This window comes from Paenibacillus sp. BJ-4 (assembly GCF_020404765.1).
Classification (GTDB): Bacteria; Bacillota; Bacilli; order Paenibacillales; family Paenibacillaceae; genus Paenibacillus.
Genome location: NZ_JAIVEM010000071.1, coordinates 43,376 through 61,629, shown reverse-complemented (window position 1 = coordinate 61,629; position 18,254 = coordinate 43,376). Strand labels below are relative to the sequence as shown.

18 protein-coding genes, 1 tRNA gene and 1 pseudogene are annotated in these 18,254 nt (G+C 40.4%); 15 read left to right on the top strand and 5 right to left on the bottom strand.

Annotated elements, in window-relative coordinates:
• Window positions 1-63: 63 nt before the first annotated feature.
• From LCF57_RS11490 to LCF57_RS11475, 4 genes are all read left to right on the top strand, one after another.
• Window positions 64-1,203, top strand: coding sequence for a 5-methyltetrahydropteroyltriglutamate--homocysteine S-methyltransferase (locus LCF57_RS11490; protein ID WP_226000803.1), 1,140 nt, complete (start codon window positions 64-66; stop codon window positions 1,201-1,203).
• Window positions 1,204-1,964: 761 nt separating this feature from the next.
• Window positions 1,965-2,816, top strand: a complete 852-nt coding sequence (locus tag LCF57_RS11485; RefSeq protein WP_226000802.1) for a GNAT family N-acetyltransferase — start codon at window positions 1,965-1,967, stop codon at window positions 2,814-2,816.
• Between the two features lie 97 nt (window positions 2,817-2,913).
• Entirely contained in the window at window positions 2,914-3,168 is a 255-nt protein-coding gene (locus LCF57_RS11480) for a YciI family protein (protein ID WP_226000801.1), read from the top strand.
• Between the two features lie 145 nt (window positions 3,169-3,313).
• Window positions 3,314-4,438, top strand: coding sequence for a serine hydrolase (locus LCF57_RS11475; RefSeq protein ID WP_226000800.1), 1,125 nt, complete (start codon window positions 3,314-3,316; stop codon window positions 4,436-4,438).
• A 44-nt stretch (window positions 4,439-4,482) separates the two neighbouring features.
• Here the strand turns inward: LCF57_RS11475 and LCF57_RS11470 are convergent, their stop codons facing one another.
• The gene (locus LCF57_RS11470; protein ID WP_226000799.1) at window positions 4,483-5,421 is read right to left on the bottom strand and encodes a helix-turn-helix transcriptional regulator; all 939 of its coding nucleotides are present in this window, start codon (window positions 5,419-5,421) and stop codon (window positions 4,483-4,485) included.
• Between the two features lie 128 nt (window positions 5,422-5,549).
• Here LCF57_RS11470 and LCF57_RS11465 point away from each other — a divergent pair, with 128 nt between their 5' ends.
• Window positions 5,550-5,999 (top strand): VOC family protein, encoded by a 450-nt coding sequence (locus tag LCF57_RS11465; RefSeq protein ID WP_226000798.1) that lies wholly within the window; start codon window positions 5,550-5,552, stop codon window positions 5,997-5,999.
• A gap of 125 nt (window positions 6,000-6,124) precedes the next feature.
• On the opposite strand, the pseudogene LCF57_RS11460 reads toward LCF57_RS11465, so the two are convergent.
• A pseudogene (locus tag LCF57_RS11460) lies at window positions 6,125-6,463 on the bottom strand (helix-turn-helix domain-containing protein).
• 583 nt (window positions 6,464-7,046) lie between these two features.
• On the opposite strand from LCF57_RS11460, the gene LCF57_RS11455 reads away from it, so the two are divergent.
• Complete coding sequence (locus LCF57_RS11455) at window positions 7,047-7,145, top strand: YjcZ family sporulation protein (protein WP_226000797.1); 99 nt, start codon at window positions 7,047-7,049, stop codon at window positions 7,143-7,145.
• 223 nt (window positions 7,146-7,368) lie between these two features.
• On the top strand, window positions 7,369-7,815 hold the full coding sequence (locus LCF57_RS11450; RefSeq protein ID WP_226000796.1) for a DUF6386 family protein: 447 nt from the start codon (window positions 7,369-7,371) through the stop codon (window positions 7,813-7,815).
• 131 nt (window positions 7,816-7,946) lie between these two features.
• Here LCF57_RS11450 and LCF57_RS11445 read toward each other — a convergent pair whose 3' ends face one another.
• Window positions 7,947-9,077 carry a phosphodiester glycosidase family protein gene (locus LCF57_RS11445; RefSeq protein WP_226000795.1) on the bottom strand — a complete coding sequence of 377 codons (1,131 nt, stop codon included), beginning with the start codon at window positions 9,075-9,077 and terminating at the stop codon, window positions 7,947-7,949.
• Between the two features lie 76 nt (window positions 9,078-9,153).
• Between LCF57_RS11445 and LCF57_RS11440 the strand changes: the two genes are divergently transcribed.
• The 5 genes from LCF57_RS11440 to nspC all read left to right on the top strand — a co-directional run bounded on the left by LCF57_RS11440 (window position 9,154) and on the right by nspC (window position 14,747).
• A complete protein-coding gene (locus LCF57_RS11440) occupies window positions 9,154-9,354 on the top strand; it encodes a hypothetical protein (RefSeq protein ID WP_226000794.1) in 201 nt (66 codons plus the stop codon).
• A 130-nt stretch (window positions 9,355-9,484) separates the two neighbouring features.
• On the top strand, window positions 9,485-10,108 hold the full coding sequence (locus LCF57_RS11435; protein ID WP_226000793.1) for an SMI1/KNR4 family protein: 624 nt from the start codon (window positions 9,485-9,487) through the stop codon (window positions 10,106-10,108).
• A 181-nt stretch (window positions 10,109-10,289) separates the two neighbouring features.
• Window positions 10,290-12,170: a molecular chaperone HtpG gene (gene htpG, locus LCF57_RS11430; RefSeq protein ID WP_226000792.1), complete on the top strand. Its 1,881-nt coding sequence runs from the start codon at window positions 10,290-10,292 to the stop codon at window positions 12,168-12,170.
• Window positions 12,171-12,399: 229 nt separating this feature from the next.
• On the top strand, window positions 12,400-13,599 hold the full coding sequence (locus LCF57_RS11425) for a saccharopine dehydrogenase family protein (protein ID WP_226000791.1): 1,200 nt from the start codon (window positions 12,400-12,402) through the stop codon (window positions 13,597-13,599).
• An 8-nt stretch (window positions 13,600-13,607) separates the two neighbouring features.
• The gene (gene nspC, locus LCF57_RS11420) at window positions 13,608-14,747 is read left to right on the top strand and encodes a carboxynorspermidine decarboxylase (protein ID WP_226000790.1); all 1,140 of its coding nucleotides are present in this window, start codon (window positions 13,608-13,610) and stop codon (window positions 14,745-14,747) included.
• Window positions 14,748-14,907: 160 nt separating this feature from the next.
• Here nspC and LCF57_RS11415 read toward each other — a convergent pair whose 3' ends face one another.
• Window positions 14,908-15,414, bottom strand: a complete 507-nt coding sequence (locus LCF57_RS11415) for a hypothetical protein (RefSeq protein WP_226000789.1) — start codon at window positions 15,412-15,414, stop codon at window positions 14,908-14,910.
• A 312-nt stretch (window positions 15,415-15,726) separates the two neighbouring features.
• Here LCF57_RS11415 and LCF57_RS11410 point away from each other — a divergent pair, with 312 nt between their 5' ends.
• Window positions 15,727-16,242 (top strand): hypothetical protein, encoded by a 516-nt coding sequence (locus LCF57_RS11410; protein ID WP_226000788.1) that lies wholly within the window; start codon window positions 15,727-15,729, stop codon window positions 16,240-16,242.
• A gap of 31 nt (window positions 16,243-16,273) precedes the next feature.
• Entirely contained in the window at window positions 16,274-16,789 is a 516-nt protein-coding gene (locus LCF57_RS11405) for a GNAT family N-acetyltransferase (protein WP_226000787.1), read from the top strand.
• Here LCF57_RS11405 and LCF57_RS11400 read toward each other — a convergent pair.
• Complete coding sequence (locus tag LCF57_RS11400; protein WP_226000786.1) at window positions 16,740-17,201, bottom strand: N-acetyltransferase; 462 nt, start codon at window positions 17,199-17,201, stop codon at window positions 16,740-16,742. The genes LCF57_RS11405 and LCF57_RS11400 overlap by 50 nt on opposite strands.
• A 395-nt stretch (window positions 17,202-17,596) precedes the next feature.
• On the opposite strand from LCF57_RS11400, the gene LCF57_RS11395 reads away from it, so the two are divergent.
• Window positions 17,597-17,681 (top strand) — tRNA-Leu (locus tag LCF57_RS11395).
• The last annotated feature ends 573 nt before the right edge of the window (window positions 17,682-18,254 follow it).

Below are 18,254 nucleotides of genomic sequence, written 5' to 3'. Positions count from 1 at the left end.
TGAAAATGTATGTTATCTTTCTTGCAAGAACTTCACTACAGAAGTAAAAAGGAGATAACCCTAATGAGCAGCATCCTTGACAATGCATCCCAACGTAAAGCGACCCCTTTCAGACATGATATCGTCGGCAGCTTTCTGCGCCCGCAAGCGATTAAAGACGCCAGAATTCAATTTCAAAATAACGAAATCTCTGCGGACGAATTGAGAAAGATTGAAGACAACGAAATTATTAAGCTGGTAGAAAAACAAAAATCGGTAGGGCTGAAAGCCGTGACAGATGGTGAATTCAGACGCTCCTGGTGGCATCTTGATTTTATGTGGGGGCTGGACGGTGTGGAAAAGGTACAGCTTGCAAACGGCTACCAATTCCAAGGCGTAGAAACAAGAGCGGAAACCGCACGCCTGTCCGGTAAAATTGGACATTCCCGTCACCCTTTTATTGAAGATTTTAAATTTCTGAAGCAAGTAGCAGGTGAGGATGCCATTGCCCGCCAAGCGATCCCTGCACCGGCACAATTTCTGGCTGAGCTGTTGCGTGGAGAGAATAAAGAAACAACCGATGCCTATTACAGCAACCTGGATGAGCTGGTTACTGATATTGCCAAAGCTTATAAATCCGTGATCCAAGCGTTGTATAATGAAGGCTGCCGCAGCTTGCAACTGGATGATTGCACATGGGGCATGCTCTGTGATAAAAACTATTGGGAAGCCAGACAGCATGCGGGTGAGAATATAGAAGAAACCAAAAAGCTGTTCGCTCGCGTGAATCAGGAAACCGTAAATGATCTTCCAGCCGATTTGGTCGTTACAACCCACGTATGCCGTGGTAACTACCATTCGACCTGGGCTTCCTCAGGCGGCTACGAGCCTGTTGCCGAAACCCTGTTCGGCATCGACAACATCGACGGCTACTATCTCGAATTCGATACTGACCGTGCAGGCGATTTCACACCGCTCAAGCATCTGAAAGACCAGCAGCAGGTCGTACTGGGCCTCGTTTCCTCCAAAACGGGTGAGCTGGAAGATAAGCAGACAGTCATTAACCGCATTAAGGAAGCAACTCAATTCGTCGACATCAACCACATCTGCCTCAGTCCACAATGTGGCTTTGCTTCCACAGAAGAGGGCAATATTTTGACGGAAGAGCAGCAGTGGAAAAAGCTTGCCTTCATTAAAGAAATTGCGGACGAGATTTGGAAGTAAGGGTTTAAAAGGAAACACGCCATTTGTGGGCGTGTTTTTTTGTGTGAGAATCTATCTACAGCATTTATTTGCAATCTTTATTGCTAATATCAAGCTGACAAGTTTATCGCTGCATTTCATCTTTGATGGCTTCTATTACAGTAGCTAGCGCTGTAATATCTTCTTCAGAAATACCAGATATACAGTGCCTAAGGTTTTGCTCTAAATCAGCTAAATAGTCATCTTCAATTAATAGAACCTGATAACGATAACAGATCTCCACAATCTTTTTCTTATCTTTTTCCAGTAGTGAATATCCAGTTGGGTTATGGTGCCTTGGAATAATATAGAACGCCTTAATGAGTTCCTTTTTAAAAATAGTTTCCAGTTCATCCAGATTAATTCCGTGAGAACTTCTTTGTATCCCTTTGCAATCAATATTAAGACTTTTAGCATATCCAGAGCCAAATTATAGGTTGGCACTTCTATTAAAAGCTTGTCGTTGGATGGGGCAGGAAATAAAGCCTTCAATGTTATATAAATTCCTTGTTGTGCTACATGAGTGATCAGGGTCTGTGAACTTGATGTATATACACCATTTTATTCATAATCCCAATCTCCCAATACCATATATTTTTATTACCTGTAGTAGTACAGAATTAAAATCGGATGTTTGGACTATTTTTTCCGTTATTGTATATTAAAATGTAGAATTAATCTAATTATTTATTCTCTGGTTCTCTTGGCTGGATGAAATAATTTAGAAAGGAAGATTAAATAAAATGAAATTGTTGGATAGTCGGAATTATAAAAAAGTAATACCCATCATTCAATCTGCAGGTATAAATACCATGTTTGCTTTATCTGTTTTGGAAAGAAAGGTGGAAGGAAAGGTATTTATTGATGAAGAAGCTTCTCCTGCTTCATTTTATATCCAGCATCCTTACGGAATGGCTTTGCTTTACGGAGAAACCAACAAGGAAGATTTTTATGTACAGCTGGCATCCTATATGCTTAATGTCCAAAATGTCAGGAATGAATTTGAATGGCTGCAAGTATATCCTGCTTCATTATATTCAAAAATGGAAGCTATTTTGGGAAGCAATCTAATCAAAAAGAACCCGAATGAACCATATAAAAAATCATTGTTAGTGGAAGAAGATAACAAAGTTCTGGAGTATCAGAGAATAAATTTTGGTTTTAATAAGGAAAAGTTTTTAGCGGTTAAAAAAAGACAAACGGATATGAACTACAAAATTGTAACAACATCAGAAGCTATTTTTGATCAATTGGATGGGAGCGTAGTGCCAAAGTACTTCTGGAATAATTACAATGATTTCATGAAAAACGGAATAGGCTTTACTATATTTTCGGAGAATGACCATCCTGCTTCTACTGCATTTGCAGCATTTATAATAGATGATCAGCTTGAAATAGGAATTGAAACCTGTGAAAGAAATCAAGGTTCAGGTTTCGGATCTATCGTATGTACAGAATTAATTGATTATTGCATGGCTAATGGCTATAAACCGATTTGGTCATGTCATTCCGGAAATATAGGATCTAGGAAGCTTGCCCACAAACTAGGGTTTGAGGAAGCAACAAGAGTGCCCTATTACCGTTTGCCAAAATAGTGTTCAAATACGGTTTGAATAATGTATGAATTGATATTCATTTTGTTGATTAGTGATGCTAGATTTTTATTACAAGTGAAATATGGAGGAGATAACAGTGAGCTACTTTTTATTAATTACTACACGAACAAACAAGTTTGATTCTAATGATGTCAAAGGACACTATGACCATCTGGAAAAGTTGAAAAAAGAGGAGCTTCTTGAAATGTACGGTCCGTTTAGCGATGCAACGGGAGGAGCCTATTTAATAAAAGCAACGTCACTTGAGGAGGCGACAAAGATTGGGAATCTAGATCCACTCATTCAAAATGGCTCCTCCACATTGACAATAAAGGAATGGCTGCTGCGTTAAATGTTCATCAGTGAAATAATACAATGTGGAATTGACTCTATTGGTGGGCGGTTCTTTTTATAATTATTTTCAAAAAAATGGGCATAGGCGGTTATTTGTATGATTATATAGCTTCATCCTAAGCGTGTCCATTAAGGAGCAAAGTATGAAAATAATTTTATTGATAGTAGCTATGATTTTAATATTTGTGTTCATATGTATCCTGTTTTTGTTCATAGCAAAGCGCCAAAATAATAACAAAACAGAAATGGATGTTCTAAACTTTTTGAAGGAAAATCCGAATAAAGCTTCTTTGTATATGATTAAAAATGGTATAGAGAAAATTAGCTACAACTCAGAAGTTAAAATGCCGCTTGCCAGCACGGCCAAAGTGATCATTGCAATCGAATTTGCTCGCCAAGTAGCGACGAAAATATTAGACGAGCAGGAACTTGTTCCTTTAGAGGAATTAAATAAATTTTATATCCCTGGTTCCGATGGTAATGCTCATCATAACTGGATCAAATCCATTCGCTCAAACCATAAAGAGGTTCAAGGAAGAATTACGTTATTGGATATTGCTCACGGTATGTTAGCATACAGTTCCAATGCCAATACAGAATTTCTGATGGCGAAAATGGGTTTGGATAAGATCAATGAGAATATTATGAAACTCTCACTTTCTTCACATGACAAAATCTTTCCCTTTTCATCTGCAGGATTAATGTCTCCCTATATCCAAGAAACAGAAAACATAGGGTTTAAAGAGTCGATACAAAAAATAAGTGAGATGAGCTACGAAGAATATATGAAAAAATCTATCAAAATTCACCAGATTTTAAATAGTCATCAGGGGATAGGTTGTATTCAGAAATGGAATACCAAGCAGAGTTATGCACGAAAGCTTCAAGTGCTGGAATCGCGAAAGCTTCCTTGTTCAACAACTAAAGAATATGCTCACGTCATGAGGCTTATACACAAGGAGGAGTTGTTTCCTCCTATTGTAAATTCATATCTGAAACGGCTAATTCAGCGACAAGTAGATAATTCCAAGCTAATAGAGTTTGGAAATAAAGGTGGATCTACCATTTCTATTCTAACAGAGGCTTTATATTGTACGGATCTGGAAGGAAACGATATTCAATTAGCCATGTTTATTCAAGATGAATCTGGGATGGATCATATCTGGCTTAAACAGAAGCTGGATTTGTTTTTTTATAAATTATTAACGGATACTGAATTTCAAGAAGAGGCAAGTCGTAAATTATCATATGATAAGGAAAGAAGTTGAAATGCTCTAACACAGTGTTGCAGATTCAGTGATCTAAAAGCACATTATAATTTTTGATAGTGATTTAAAAGATTCTCTACCCTATCTTGAATGATTTGCTTTAATGATTCAGGCTTCACTGATCTAACAGAATTACCGTATCTCATAAAATAGTTAGCTATAAACTCCTCTTCTCCTGGATTATAGAAGCCCTTAATAACTATTTTATGACCATGTTCTATTTTCATAGAAGGATAATGTTCTTTATAAAAAATATCCTTTGCTTGTTCTAAAATCTCCACTTCAAAGTCAATACTCTTCTCAGATTGATACATTTCTAATGAACGACTAAGGAGTTCATCTATAGAAAAGCGAGCTTTGATCTCCTCTTCTTCTATCAAGGTGATTCGATCGCATCTGAAAACTCTATATTTATTCGTATGTAGCTCTATTCCAGCAGCATACCATTGACCAAACATAGCGGAAATTTTGAAAAATTGAATATGGTAACTTTTTTTCTGGCTGTTCTTTAAATATTGAATCTTACAGTTACTCTCATTAAGAATGCTTTTTAGAATTTGATCTAAAAAACGACTAACATTATTATGCTGATATATTTCAAATTGTAGGACTTTTTTCATTTTGTGAATCTGCTTGATTTGTAGATTAGAAAGACAGTTCTCAAACTTTTCATTTAGTTGATTAACACTTAAATGAAAGGGTGTGGATTGATAGGATTCCAACGTCAACATTGCAAAGTACAGAGCATACACTTCATCCATAGTAAAAAAAATGGGGGATAACAATCTGTTTTTTAAGATACCATATCGTCCATGTCTGCCATGTTCTGAAAAAATAGGCATACCTAACTGTTCCAACGAACTAATATCACGCAGCGCGGTGCTTTTTGAAATATTGTATTGGTCCATCAGGTCATTTAAATTAAAGAACTCCCGACTGTTTAAGTATCTGATCATGTGATGTAATCTTTCTGTTTTTTTCATACCCATCTCCTTATAAAGGTGTCATGTTTTGATACCTTTATATATGATAATGAGTTTAAGGGAATATATCAATGTACAAATGTATAAGATATCTACCCAAAATCGTTATATAAAAGGAGATTGATACCATGAGTACAACACTGGAAGTGGCTATTTTCTTATCAATGAACGGAAAAGCCAAAGAAGCTATCCATTTTTACAAAAATCATTTCAACGCAGAGGAATTATTACTTGTTACCTATCAAGACATTGCAAAACGTGACAGCTCTATACAGCTTACTGATGACAATAAGAATTATATTTCTCATTCTGTCTTATCCATCGGAAGAACAAAAGTGATGATAGCAGAGGATACGATGAATAACAGTGAAGAATATACAGTTGGGAATAACACTTCATTATGTATTCAAAGTGCCGACTTAGAAGAAATTGAACAGTTTTATAATAGCTTAATTACAGATGATCGAGTGAAAATTATTGTTCCTTTATCCAATAATATGTTTAGCAAAGCATATGGTATTATTGAAGACCCGTTCGGTATTCAAATACAACTAATGTTTGACGATCGATTACAATAGAAATATGGACTAGAACTCTGTACAATTCATGCATATTTTGAGTGTGAAAGCACTAGAAAAACCCGCCTGTATTTTAAAAAAACAGGTGGGTTTATTTTGCTTTCATAATTTTCAAAAAAATCTTTTTAGTTGATAATCTCCCTTATCACATTCCTCGCCAAGCGTACTTTCTCTGGATTCGACTTTTTGAGTATTTCTACGATCTCTTGTATATCAGTTACATGCTTTGTAACCTTAATATCCTCATTTACGTAAGCAAATAGCTGAATCAAATTAACATCCATTGCGTCAGCAATTTTAGCTACGTTCAATAATGATACGTTCTTTTCCCCACGTTCAATCTACCCTATGTATGAAAAATGAAATCCGCCTTTTTCCCCAAGCGATTCCTGAGATAATCCTTTTTCTTTTCGTAAAGCACGTATTCTGGCACCCACTAATTTTAGAATTTCTTTATCATCCATCATCTACACCTCACTATTCTAAAAGTGTAGACAAGATATCTAAAGGAAAACATCGAATGATAAGACTAATATTGAAATTCTTTGGAGGAACGATTTTCACAGCCTAGCCCAATACCACATGAAACTGGCCCGAATCCTGCAAAAACATAACCAGTCTCATTGCTGCAATATCCTATGTGACTGGGCGTTGACCTCGATGCTGAAAGCTCTATATATGAAAGAAAACAACACCCATTTCCCTCCAAGATTCCTGTCCATGACTGACCTACTGCATTTATTACATACAGATACTAACCCGGGATTGGATGTTGTTGTGTTTATAGGCACCACCCAGTTTTTATCATCCTAATTAGAAACTCCACTCCTACATAATATGAAACATAAGGATGTGAACAGGCTGCTGCGTAGAACCGACGACATTCTCTGCCAGTTATCGCCAAGACTCATAACTGATCCCTCCGAAACGTACCAGTCCATTTTCTAAAAAGTCCTATTATTTTCAATAAACTTTCCAATGTGCCCTGTCGTAAATCGCTTTTTTTTCATACCCTGAGAGTATGCTTTAAGTAAGGAGGGATTAGACATGGGTGAAGTTGGCTACGGTGGAGCATGGACATCCACAGGCGCGATTCTGGTATTGTTCATTTTGCTGGTGATTATCACAAAATCTTTTTGGATCTAACAGTAGGTTAGTATCGATTACTTCCACAACTTGGCCTTCTTTCACTACAGTGAGGGAAGGCTTTTTTGGCGCAGGATAGATGGTAGCCCAATCATATTGTCTGGTCTAGCAAGCATTGCTATACTTTACATGGAGGGAGAATTTCCCTCAGTTATTTGGTATATATGGATGGCGACACACTTGGAAAAATGGAAATTCGCTGTCCACAGCAGGAGGATACAGGATGAACACAGCAAGCAGTCCATTTCAATTCACAACAGACACGGCAACCCTGTGCGTATTTGATACCGAGGCACTTAAGCATCGCTTGGACGATGATCCGGATTGGTGGTCCATTGAAGAGGACGAGCTGGGCGAGTTGAACGAGGGAAATGCCGCTTTTTTGAATCTGGGTGCGGACGGGACGTATGAGGTTATCTTGACAGATTATATTGAAAAGCCTGCTGTCAGGCTGTTTTTGAAGGTGCTCTCAGGCAACGTATTTGTCGGAGCAGGAGAGGAAGCCACAGGAGGTGGGCTGGAGCCCGAATGTATATGGGGAGGGACCTTCCTGTCCTTGCAACCCGGCCTTTATGAATGCTTGGTGACCAGAGAAGACAACCGTATTTATATTTCTTTAATTAAGAGCAACGAGGGGAGCAACAGCTTTACAAGTCTGATTCGATTGTAGGCGCAGGTGCATCTGTAACGAGACGGTCAAGCCGCCTGCACAGGTGAAAGCTGGAACAATCGAGGCTGGAGAAAAAAGAAAAAAGGCTATCTCCACAGCTTATGCATCTGTAGAGACAGCCCTTATATCGTTTATTGATACTTTACAATAATGGCATTACTGATTTGACGGCCGGGTGTGGTGAGGTAAGAGCCGTTATAATACAGTCCGCTGGAAGCACCGCCGTCCAGATTCATGGCCTGATAAGCGCCCGCTTGCTTCATCATTTGGGCGAGCTGTGGAATGGTGGCTCCGCCTGTAGTCAAGAGGATCAGCTTATGATCCCGGGTAATTCCGAGTGCGCTTCTGGCTCCGCCGCCTGTTAATATTTTCGGGTCCTTAAAGCCTTCGGCTTTGACATTGAGGGACACCTGTCCGTTTGTCACCAGACGAGGCCCGGCTTGAAGGGCACCTTCAACGTTGCCTTGGCTCAACCGCTGTTCAAAAGCAGAACCGGAAACCAGTTCGGCTAAATGATTAGCATCATAGGAGAAGACGGTTCGCTGGTCGCCAGAGCTTTTCTTTAACATTTTTCCGTGGCTGACCAGGTAGCCGTAAGGCGTTTTGTAGGAGTCTTTGGTATAGGCGTCAAAGAATGTACCATTTATGGCTACAACTGCTTGATTACGTTTGGCTAGACTGCTTAACTCTTCTACTTTGCCGATAGTGTTGCCTGCCAGCGCCACATCCAGACTTACCTTGGGATGGAGCATGGAGATGGTCACTACCTTCGCGGAAAAGGTATGTGATCCGACCTTAAAGCTTTTGTTGGTTGTCGTGATCGGTGAGGTGCTGCCAAGGAGCTTGCCATTGAGTACCGGCAGCGTGATGGACGTTGCGCCCTGTTTAATGCGTACGGCTGAAGCTTCCTTTTGCCATGAGACCTGCAGGTTTAAATGCTGGCTGATAAACTGCAAGGGGACATAGGTAGAACCATTATCGGTAAAAGGAGCATTTTGCATACGGACTGTCTGCTCATTCACTTTGGCAGTGGCTTGTCCCGCAAATAATGTGAGCCGGGTATTGCCTTGCGCAATCTCTATCTTTTTGTTCGCTGCCGTCATGTTGAGCGTAATCCCTTCATAGCTGTTCAGGAGGCGAAGCGGGATAAAGGAATGGTTACTTTGATCCACATAGACCAGCATAGGCGCTGGTGCAGAAGCGTAGATCGGGGATACAAGTAATAGCAAGGACAGAATAACAAGTGCGGTGATTCTTTTCATGAATAGATCAATCTCCTTATGTAGTCTTGACACTTTACGAGGTGCTTGTACTTATATCGGGTTTTATGAGTTGTAAATGTATGTTATGCGAATTGAGGATTACCGTCGCAGAGAGCACCCGTCTTATCGAATATTTGAAGGGTTGCAGGAGCTGGTACATAGTATGGAGCAACTGCAAAATAACTGGTTATATGTGAATGTGGATCAATGGGATCGGGACCCTGTTCACATGCCGATTGATTATTTGGATGAGCAAGCGTTGGATCATCTGGCGTAACCAGGAGCCATTGCGCTGGTAATACTAATATTCCGCAAATGATGATAATAGCAAATTCTGATAAGCTGAACTTAAAAACAAATAGTAGCACATCATATACTGTTAATAGAGAGGAAAGAGGTGCAAGGACATGGACAAGAAAGCGGATATTCGCACATCCATGAAGGAGTTATTTGCACAGATGGATGAAGCTTTTTTTATGGAAGTGGTCGAAAATGTACCCTTCGAAATGCGTGACGGGGTCGTTGATAAGGAAGGGTGGATCAAGTGGAAGCCTCTTCCTTCGCAGATTACAGAACAGGAGGTTCGGGAGCTGGAACAAACCTATCATTTTGAGCTGCCTCCTCTGCTGAGAAGCTTCATCATGTCCTACCATTATGTATCTTTACAATTCGATAATGAAGCCATACCGGGGGTATACTGGAGCGACTGTACTTTTGTAGAATTTCCACGCCTGCCTGTGGGCCAAGGGCTAAAAGCATTTTATGATTTGATCAATCAATGGTCACCTCTGCTGTCAGCAGGCTACATTCCATTTGCAATTGCAGAGGATGATCAGGGTCCCGTTTGCTTGAATGCAGGCAGCAGACATAAGGACGGCGATTATCCTATTGTTTGGTTCTTTCACGAGGACTTGCAGCATTTGGACGAGGACGAGCTGCGAATCAGAAGAAACCTGCTTCCTCATGTGCAAGGGCTGTTCCCGTCTTCTGTCGAAATGTTTAACATCATGTTTAAGCAGATCAGACACTAACGATTCCCTACAATGGAATTTTACTGTACACCCAACTATGATATTGACATAAAAAATGAGGAATGTTATAAAAAAAGGTAGGCTGGCACTCGAATGGTGGGAGTGCTAACAAATTTGAATCGTTTGCATAGCTCATACCCGCTGGCCCTACATAGGTTCATATCTGAAAGGAGATATCAAAATGGAGAAAAAACAGTTTCAGGCTGAGTCCAAGCGTCTGCTCGAAATGATGATTAACTCGATTTACACGCAAAAGGAAATTTTCCTAAGAGAGCTGATCTCCAATGCAAGTGATGCGATTGACAAAATTTATTACAAAGCACTGACAGATGATCAACTGGTGTTTGACAAGGAAAATTACTATATCAAAGTAACTGCCGATAAGGAAAATAGAACGCTAACTCTGCGTGATACCGGAATTGGTATGACCCAGGAGGAGCTGGAAAACAACCTGGGCGTCATTGCTAAAAGCGGCTCGCTGGCATTCAAAAATGAAAATGAATCCAAGGACGGGCATGATATCATTGGTCAATTCGGTGTTGGCTTCTATTCGGCTTTTATGGTAGCGGATGTTGTTACAGTGACCACTAAGGCCCTGGGTAGCGATACTGCTTACAAGTGGGAATCCACAGGTGCTGACGGATATACTATTGAGCCGGCTGAGAAGGACGAGGTTGGAACCGAGATTGTTTTGAAAATCAAAGCAAACACCGAGGATGAGTCCTATGATGAATATTTGGACGAGTATCGTTTAAAGGCCTTGATTAAGAAATACTCCGACTTTATCCGCTATCCGATCAAAATGGATGTTACAGGCAAACGTCTGAAAGAAGGCAGTGATAACGAGTTCGAGGATTACGAAGAAGAACAGCGTATTAACAGCATGGTTCCAATCTGGAGAAAGAACAAAAGCGAGCTGACCGACGAGGATTATCAAAATTTCTACGCGGAAAAACGCTATGGCTACGACAAGCCGCTCCAGCATATCCATGTTAGCGCGGACGGCGCGGTGGTGTACCAGGCTATTCTTTTTATTCCCGAAAATATTCCGTTTGATTTCTATTCCAAGGAATATGAAAAAGGGCTCGAGCTGTATGCCAACGGCGTGCTGATTATGGAAAAATGTCCTGACCTGCTGCCGGATTATTTTAGCTTTGTTAAAGGTATGGTGGACTCCGAAAGTCTGTCGCTCAACATTTCCAGAGAAATGCTGCAGCATGACCGTCAGCTGAAGCTGATTGCCAAAAATATCGAAAGCAAAATTAAAGGCCAGCTGCTGACACTGCTCAAAAATGACCGCGAAAAATATGATCAATTCTATAAATCATTTGGCAGACAATTGAAATTTGGTGTCTACAATGACTATGGCCGCCATAAGGAGACACTTCAGGACCTGCTTATGTTCTACTCTTCTACAGAGAAAAAGCAGGTTACACTGGACGAGTATGTATCTCGTATGCCTGAGGATCAGAAGTATATTTATTATGCTTCCGGGGAGTCCAACCAGCGTATTGAAAAGCTGCCACAGACCGAGATGGTAGCCGACAAAGGCTACGAAATTTTGTACTTTACCGACGACATTGATGAGTTCGCTATTAAAATGCTCTTGAGCTACAAAGAGAAGGAATTCAAATCCGTATCAAGTGGCGATTTGGGCATTGAGGCTGACGAGAACGAGAAAGAAACAGAAACGGAGCAAAACGACAATAAGGAGCTGTTCGAGTACATGAAGGGCTTGCTGGAGGGTAAGGTATCCAGTGTCAAAGCCTCCAAGCGCTTGAAGACGCATCCGGTATGTCTGTCCGCAGACGGCGAAGTGACGATTGAGATGGAGAAGATCTTGAACGCCATGCCGAATAACGCCGATGTCAAAGCAAATAAAGTACTGGAAATCAACGTGAACCATGCAGTGTTTAACTCTTTGAAAGAGGCTTTTGCCGAGGACAAGGAGAAGGTCAATCTCTATACGGCATTGCTGTATAATCAGGCCCTGTTGATCGAAGGCTTGCCGCTGCAAGATCCGGTTGAATTCACGAACGATATTTGCAAAATCATGGTTTAACAAATGTTTGTTCTACACCAAGCCGTTCCCGTATCGGGGGCGGCTTTATTCATGATTTTATAGTTTTTATTCCTGATTCTGGGGTTTGTAAAATTTTTGTGACATGCTGGTGTGAATTTTAACACAGCAAATTGTCGTTTTTCTTGATTATTTGGTGGGATGTCTTTATAATCATTTTGTTTGCAAGAATGATTAGCGATTAGCGTATGGAATAAGGAGGTTATTTATTTTGGGAAAAGCATTGATTATTGGCGCCGGTGGCGTGGCCAGCGTTGTGGTGCATAAATGTTGCCAAAACCCAGATGTATTTGAAGAAATTTGTATCGCAAGCAGAACTGTTGAGAAATGCGATGCGCTTAAAGAGAAGCTGGGTGGAGGTCGTACGAAGATACAAACGGCTCAGCTGGATGCTGACAACACCGACATGGTCATTGACTTGATTCGAAGCTTTCAACCGGATGTAGTTATCAATGTGGCTCTCCCTTATCAGGATTTGACGATAATGGATGCTTGCCTTGAGACAGGTGTTCATTACGTTGATACGGCGAACTATGAACCGCCGGATACGCCGAAGTTTGAATACAGCTGGCAATGGGCCTACAAAGAAAGATTCGAAAAAGCGGGAATTACAGCTCTGCTGGGAAGCGGTTTTGATCCAGGCGTGACTGGAGTATTTACAGCTTATGCTCAAAAGCACTACTTTGATGAAATTCATACGATTGATATTGTGGATGCGAATGCAGGGGACCACGGATATCCATTTGCAACTAATTTTAATCCGGAAATCAATATTCGTGAAATTACGGCGAAGGGCCGTTACTTTGAAAATGGAGAGTGGATTGAAACTGAGCCGCTTTCTGAGAAAAAGGTATATGACCTTCCTGAAATTGGACCGAAAAACATATATCTTTTGTACCACGAAGAATTGGAATCTCTTGCAGTGAACATTAAAGGCGTGAAAAAAATCCGCTTCTGGATGACGTTCTCGGACAATTATCTGAATCATTTGAATGTACTTCAAAACGTAGGCATGACTTCCATTGAGCCTATTGAGTACGAAGGACAACAAATCATTCCACTGCAATTCCTGAAAGCAATTTTGCCGGACCCGGCTTCTCTGGGACCAAGAACGAAAGGCAAAACAAACATTGGTTGTATCATCCAGGGTGTAAAGGATGGAAAACCAAAAACCTATTATGTTTACAATGTTTGTGATCACGAGGAATGCTATGCAGAGGTCGGCTCCCAAGCCATTTCCTATACAACAGGTGTTCCAGCCATGATCGGGGCTATGCTAATCATTAAAGGCATCTGGAAAAAACCAGGCGTTTATAACGTTGAAGAATTTGATCCAGACCCATTCATGGAAGCACTGAATAAACATGGATTGCCATGGCAAGAGAGCTTTACGCCAACGCTGCTTGATTGAGGTCTGCGATGAATATTGATATTACTGGACTTCCATCACCCTGTTATCTTGTTGACGAAAGACTTCTTGTCAAAAATCTTGAGGTTTTAAATTCCGTTCAAGAGCGCACAGGCTGCAGTATTTTGCTTGCTCTTAAGGGATTTTCGATGTTTTCGACCTTTCCTCTGGTTGGCAAATATTTAAAAGGCGTAACCTCCAGTTCGTTGTTCGAGGCAAGACTCGGTCGCGAAAAAATGGACAAGGAGGTTCACGTATACGCACCTGCTTATGTGGACAGTGAATTTGATGAGCTATTGGAGTATGTTGACCATATCGTTTTCAACTCCTTTGATCAACTGAAACGCTTCAAAGGTAGAGTGCAAGGCGTAACTTCCAAAAAAATCGACATCGGAATTCGGGTAAATCCGGAATATTCGGAAATCGAAACTCCGTTGTATGATCCTTGCTACAACAACTCCAGAATGGGTGTGACCCTGGCTAACTTTAAGCTTGAGGAGCTGGAAGGCGTAGATGGTATTCATTTTCATACAATGTGTGAACAGAATTCAGATACGCTGGAGCGCACCATCAAAGTTGTGGATGAGAAATTCGGGCCATACATTAAGCAAATGAAATGGCTCAATTTCGGCGGCGGTCACCATATTACCAGAGAAGACTATGATCTGGACACGCTGGTACGCTGTATTCAATATTTTCAGGATAAATACGGTGTACAAGTTTATCTGGAGCCGGGCGAAGCTATTGCTTTGAATACCGGATATCTGGTCGCTACCGTCCTGGATACGATGAAGAATGGAATGGATATTGCCATTCTGGATACTTCGGCTGAATGTCATATGCCTGATGTGCTGGCTATGCCATACCGCCCGAATATCATTGATGCAGGCAAGCCCGGTGAGTATGCACACACCTACAGACTCGGTGGACTTACTTGCCTGGCCGGAGACGTGATTGGAGACTATTCATTCAAAGAGCCATTGAAGCCTGGAGACAAGCTTGTATTCTGCGACATGGCCCATTACACGATGGTCAAAAACCACATGTTCAACGGAGTCAACCTGCCAGCCATCGCCAGCTACAACGACGAAGAAGGCATCAAGGTAATCCGCCAATTTTCCTACGAGGATTTTAGCTCGCGTTTGTCGTAAGATCTGCTAATTGGATGCCGGATTAGAGATTCAATAACGGAATACAAAATGGCCTCGTCCTTTGATATAGGGCGAGGCCATTTTGTATAGTTAGAGTTTCTTGATTTTTGTAGGTGAGAGTTCTCGAAATTTAATAATTAAGGATCGATCGTCCAGTAATTTAATTTACAATTTCAGAAGAAACTCTATAATCAAAGTAATTATCTCCAGGTTGAAACCCTCCTGGCCCATCTGGCTGGACAACTAGGTAGTATTCCTTACCTTTTTCAACATTTATATCTAAAAAGTATCGGCCGTCTTTTGATCTTTTAATATACTTACCATTACTATCGTAAATACTTATTTGCAACCATTTATCAGAATATCTATCTCCCTCAATTGTAAAATGAACATTGTTCGATTCAAAAGCATGAAATGTATATACATCGTAGGCTTCCCACATCCCCCCAACCTCTTGACCGAGGGTTCCAATGACAGCATCACCTATAAAATATCCGTTAGCTTGTTCAAAACTATTATTTGGCTCCTGTTCATGACTATTAATTGAAGAGGCAAGAGTTAAATCCTTTGCTACTGGTACAGGATTTGCTTCTTCGGCTAAAGCGACACCGGCAGTAGTACTTAGCATAAGTGTCAGACTTAATGAAGCTAACAGTGTTTTTTTCATGAATAAACGTCCTCTCTTATTTTGGAATTTATATTCATTTATATGAATATATTAGTAAATTCTTCTGAATTATTGTATATCATTCACCAGGAAATTGGAATAATAAAAAGGGATATTTATCAATAAAACGAATAAAATAGAACATTTTGTTACAAGATTGCATTTTGAATGTTCACAGGTTTGTTCTAGGGGGCTCTGTTTAAAGGTTGGATTTCTTGGAGGCAAATATATATGGTATACTCATCTAATTGGGACCATACTTGGATTATGACTTGGTAAATAATATGGAACAATAGGTAGAGGTGAAAATACATGTTCGACCCGACCGTTTTTGATAATTTAAAAGTGGCGATGGAAAATGCAGTTTACGATCTGGATAATTTGGATTCACGTATTGACATTACACAGCGGATCGACAGATTGGAAATGTCTGTGATGTCACGTGAATTTGCTGTCCAATTCAGGCTGAGAGAACACCCGAGTGTGACAGCAGAGATTCAACTAAAGGCGGATCTAAACAACTTGGCTGCGGAAATTTTGGAAATCGAAGATCAAATTCCGGGATGTAGCTTGTTGCTGAGTTTTTACATGGAAATTCATGAGATGGAGTCACAATGCAGCCAGATTGAAAATATACTGGCCGAAATTTGGAAGCCCGATCTTCGACCGGTACAAACGCTCAGTCAGATTTACGGAGAGAAGACATCTACATACCAAAACAGGATTGAACTCCGATTTTCCAGGAAAATAAACGAAGAACAGATGGAGGATATTCCAGAGCTGTTGGAACATATGTTGCTGACGCTTATAGAATTGAACAAGGTATAAAGTTTGGGGAAAGGAGCCTAGAGATAATAAAATGAATGAACATGATTTCTCTGAAATATATGCGATCATGGAGGCCTCTTTTCCAGAATCAGAATGCAGGTCATTTGAGTCTCAAAAGGCTTTATTGAAGCATCCTGGCTATCGCATCATCACTGAAAAGAATGAGCAGGGCAACACAGTGGCCTTTTTGGCGGGCTGGGAATTTACACATTTTCGGTTTGTAGAGCATATTGCGGTAGATTCGGGTATACGTGGTAGCGGTTTAGGTAAAAAACTCATGATCAGGTTTATCTCAGAGTCTGACAAACCGATAGTGCTGGAGGTTGAGCCGCCAGTGGATGAATGGTCACGGAGAAGAATCGGTTTTTACGAACGCTTGGGGTTTCATTTGAATCATTTTGAGTATGTGCAGCCTCCTTTAAGAGAAGGGCAGGCCGATCTGCGGCTTCAAATTATGAGCTATCCAGGTGCGCTGGCTGAACAGGCTTTTGCTCCGTTTAAACAGATTTTATATACCGAGGTTTACGGACTGAGCTCCAAAGCATGACAAACTCTTTCTCACCCGTTTCGGAATCAACAGATTCCTCTTGAATGATAAATCCATTTTTAGTATAAAAGTTAAATGCTTTCGTGTTCGACTGGTATACCTTTAATTGAATCTCTTCATGTTGCTTCTTGACCCAATCCAGTAGCAACTTGCCATAGCCTTTTCTTTGAGAACCAACACGTACAAACAGAGCTGCTAAATATCCATCGATCATGGAAACGAAGCCGCCAATGGTATGATCAGCCTGTATTATAACGTAGTTTTGAGAGATAGGGAGGTATCTGTTTTCCATCTCGGCGACTTGTGAAGTCCAATATTGCGAAGCAATAAAATGATGGGCTTCTATGGAAGCATCCAGCCAGATGGCTGCCAACTCCTTGTACTCTTCCACATTCGCTGGTCTAATAGACATGGTATCGCCTCTTTTCACAGTATGTAACCTTATCGATAGTTAATTTATGGTATAAGTATGATGTTGAAATAAAAAAGACCGTCTGCAGACGGTCTTTCTACCCGTGGCGCTTGGTTAAATCCTTGATCCGTATCCCGCGCCTCCGTCAACTCTGAGAATTAGAGAATAACGGACCGGGTAAGGGATGCGCTCAACATGTGATTACTAATGTTGACGCACCTCCTTTCCTGATACGTTCATCTTACCATATATGGTGTGTGATATCCAGTTATTTTCGTATGATTTCAGGAGTAATGAATAGAAAATATATATTAAGAAATAACTTGATTTTATGAACTATGGGAGATATAATCTTAATTGCGGTGATTGAAAACATCATCATGAATATATAATATGCGGTCGTGGCGGAATTGGCAGACGCGCACGGTTCAGGTCCGTGTGGGCTAACCCCCCGTGGAGGTTCGAGTCCTCTCGACCGCATCAATTGACTAAAAAAGGTTTATAAGATTGCTCTTGTAGCAATTTTATAACCCTTTTTTTATATTCCAAGCTACTGCTTGTGACCTTAGCGGGAGAGATTTTGAAGCTTTAATCAGGAGAACGAGGAAAGCGAATTTATATAAAGTTGGAATATTGACAGTTAGAATTCTTTGCCGGATCGTTTTAATTGAAAAGGAGCCGGCATTACCGGCATGCTTCAAAGCTTGGAAAAGAAAGGATACATTAAACGTGTAGTACCAGAAGATAATGAACGCAAAAAAAATATACGTATTGCAAAAGGGCGCTGATTTAGTGGAGGAATTTAACGAAATTTTTATGGAAGTAGAAAATGTATCACTCAAGGGCTTACTCCAGAAGAGGCTGAAATCTTAAAGAAGTTATTAATAAAATAAAATCGACCTTGTAATAAGGGCTTCGCCATAACTAATTAATGATTTTAATTCTATATCGAAAGAAGAGACTCATAATGGAAAATGAAAAACAAGCTTGAAATCAATATTATTTGGAATCCGCGTATGTTTTTTCGTAACTGTAATCCAGGTTGAGCCGCAG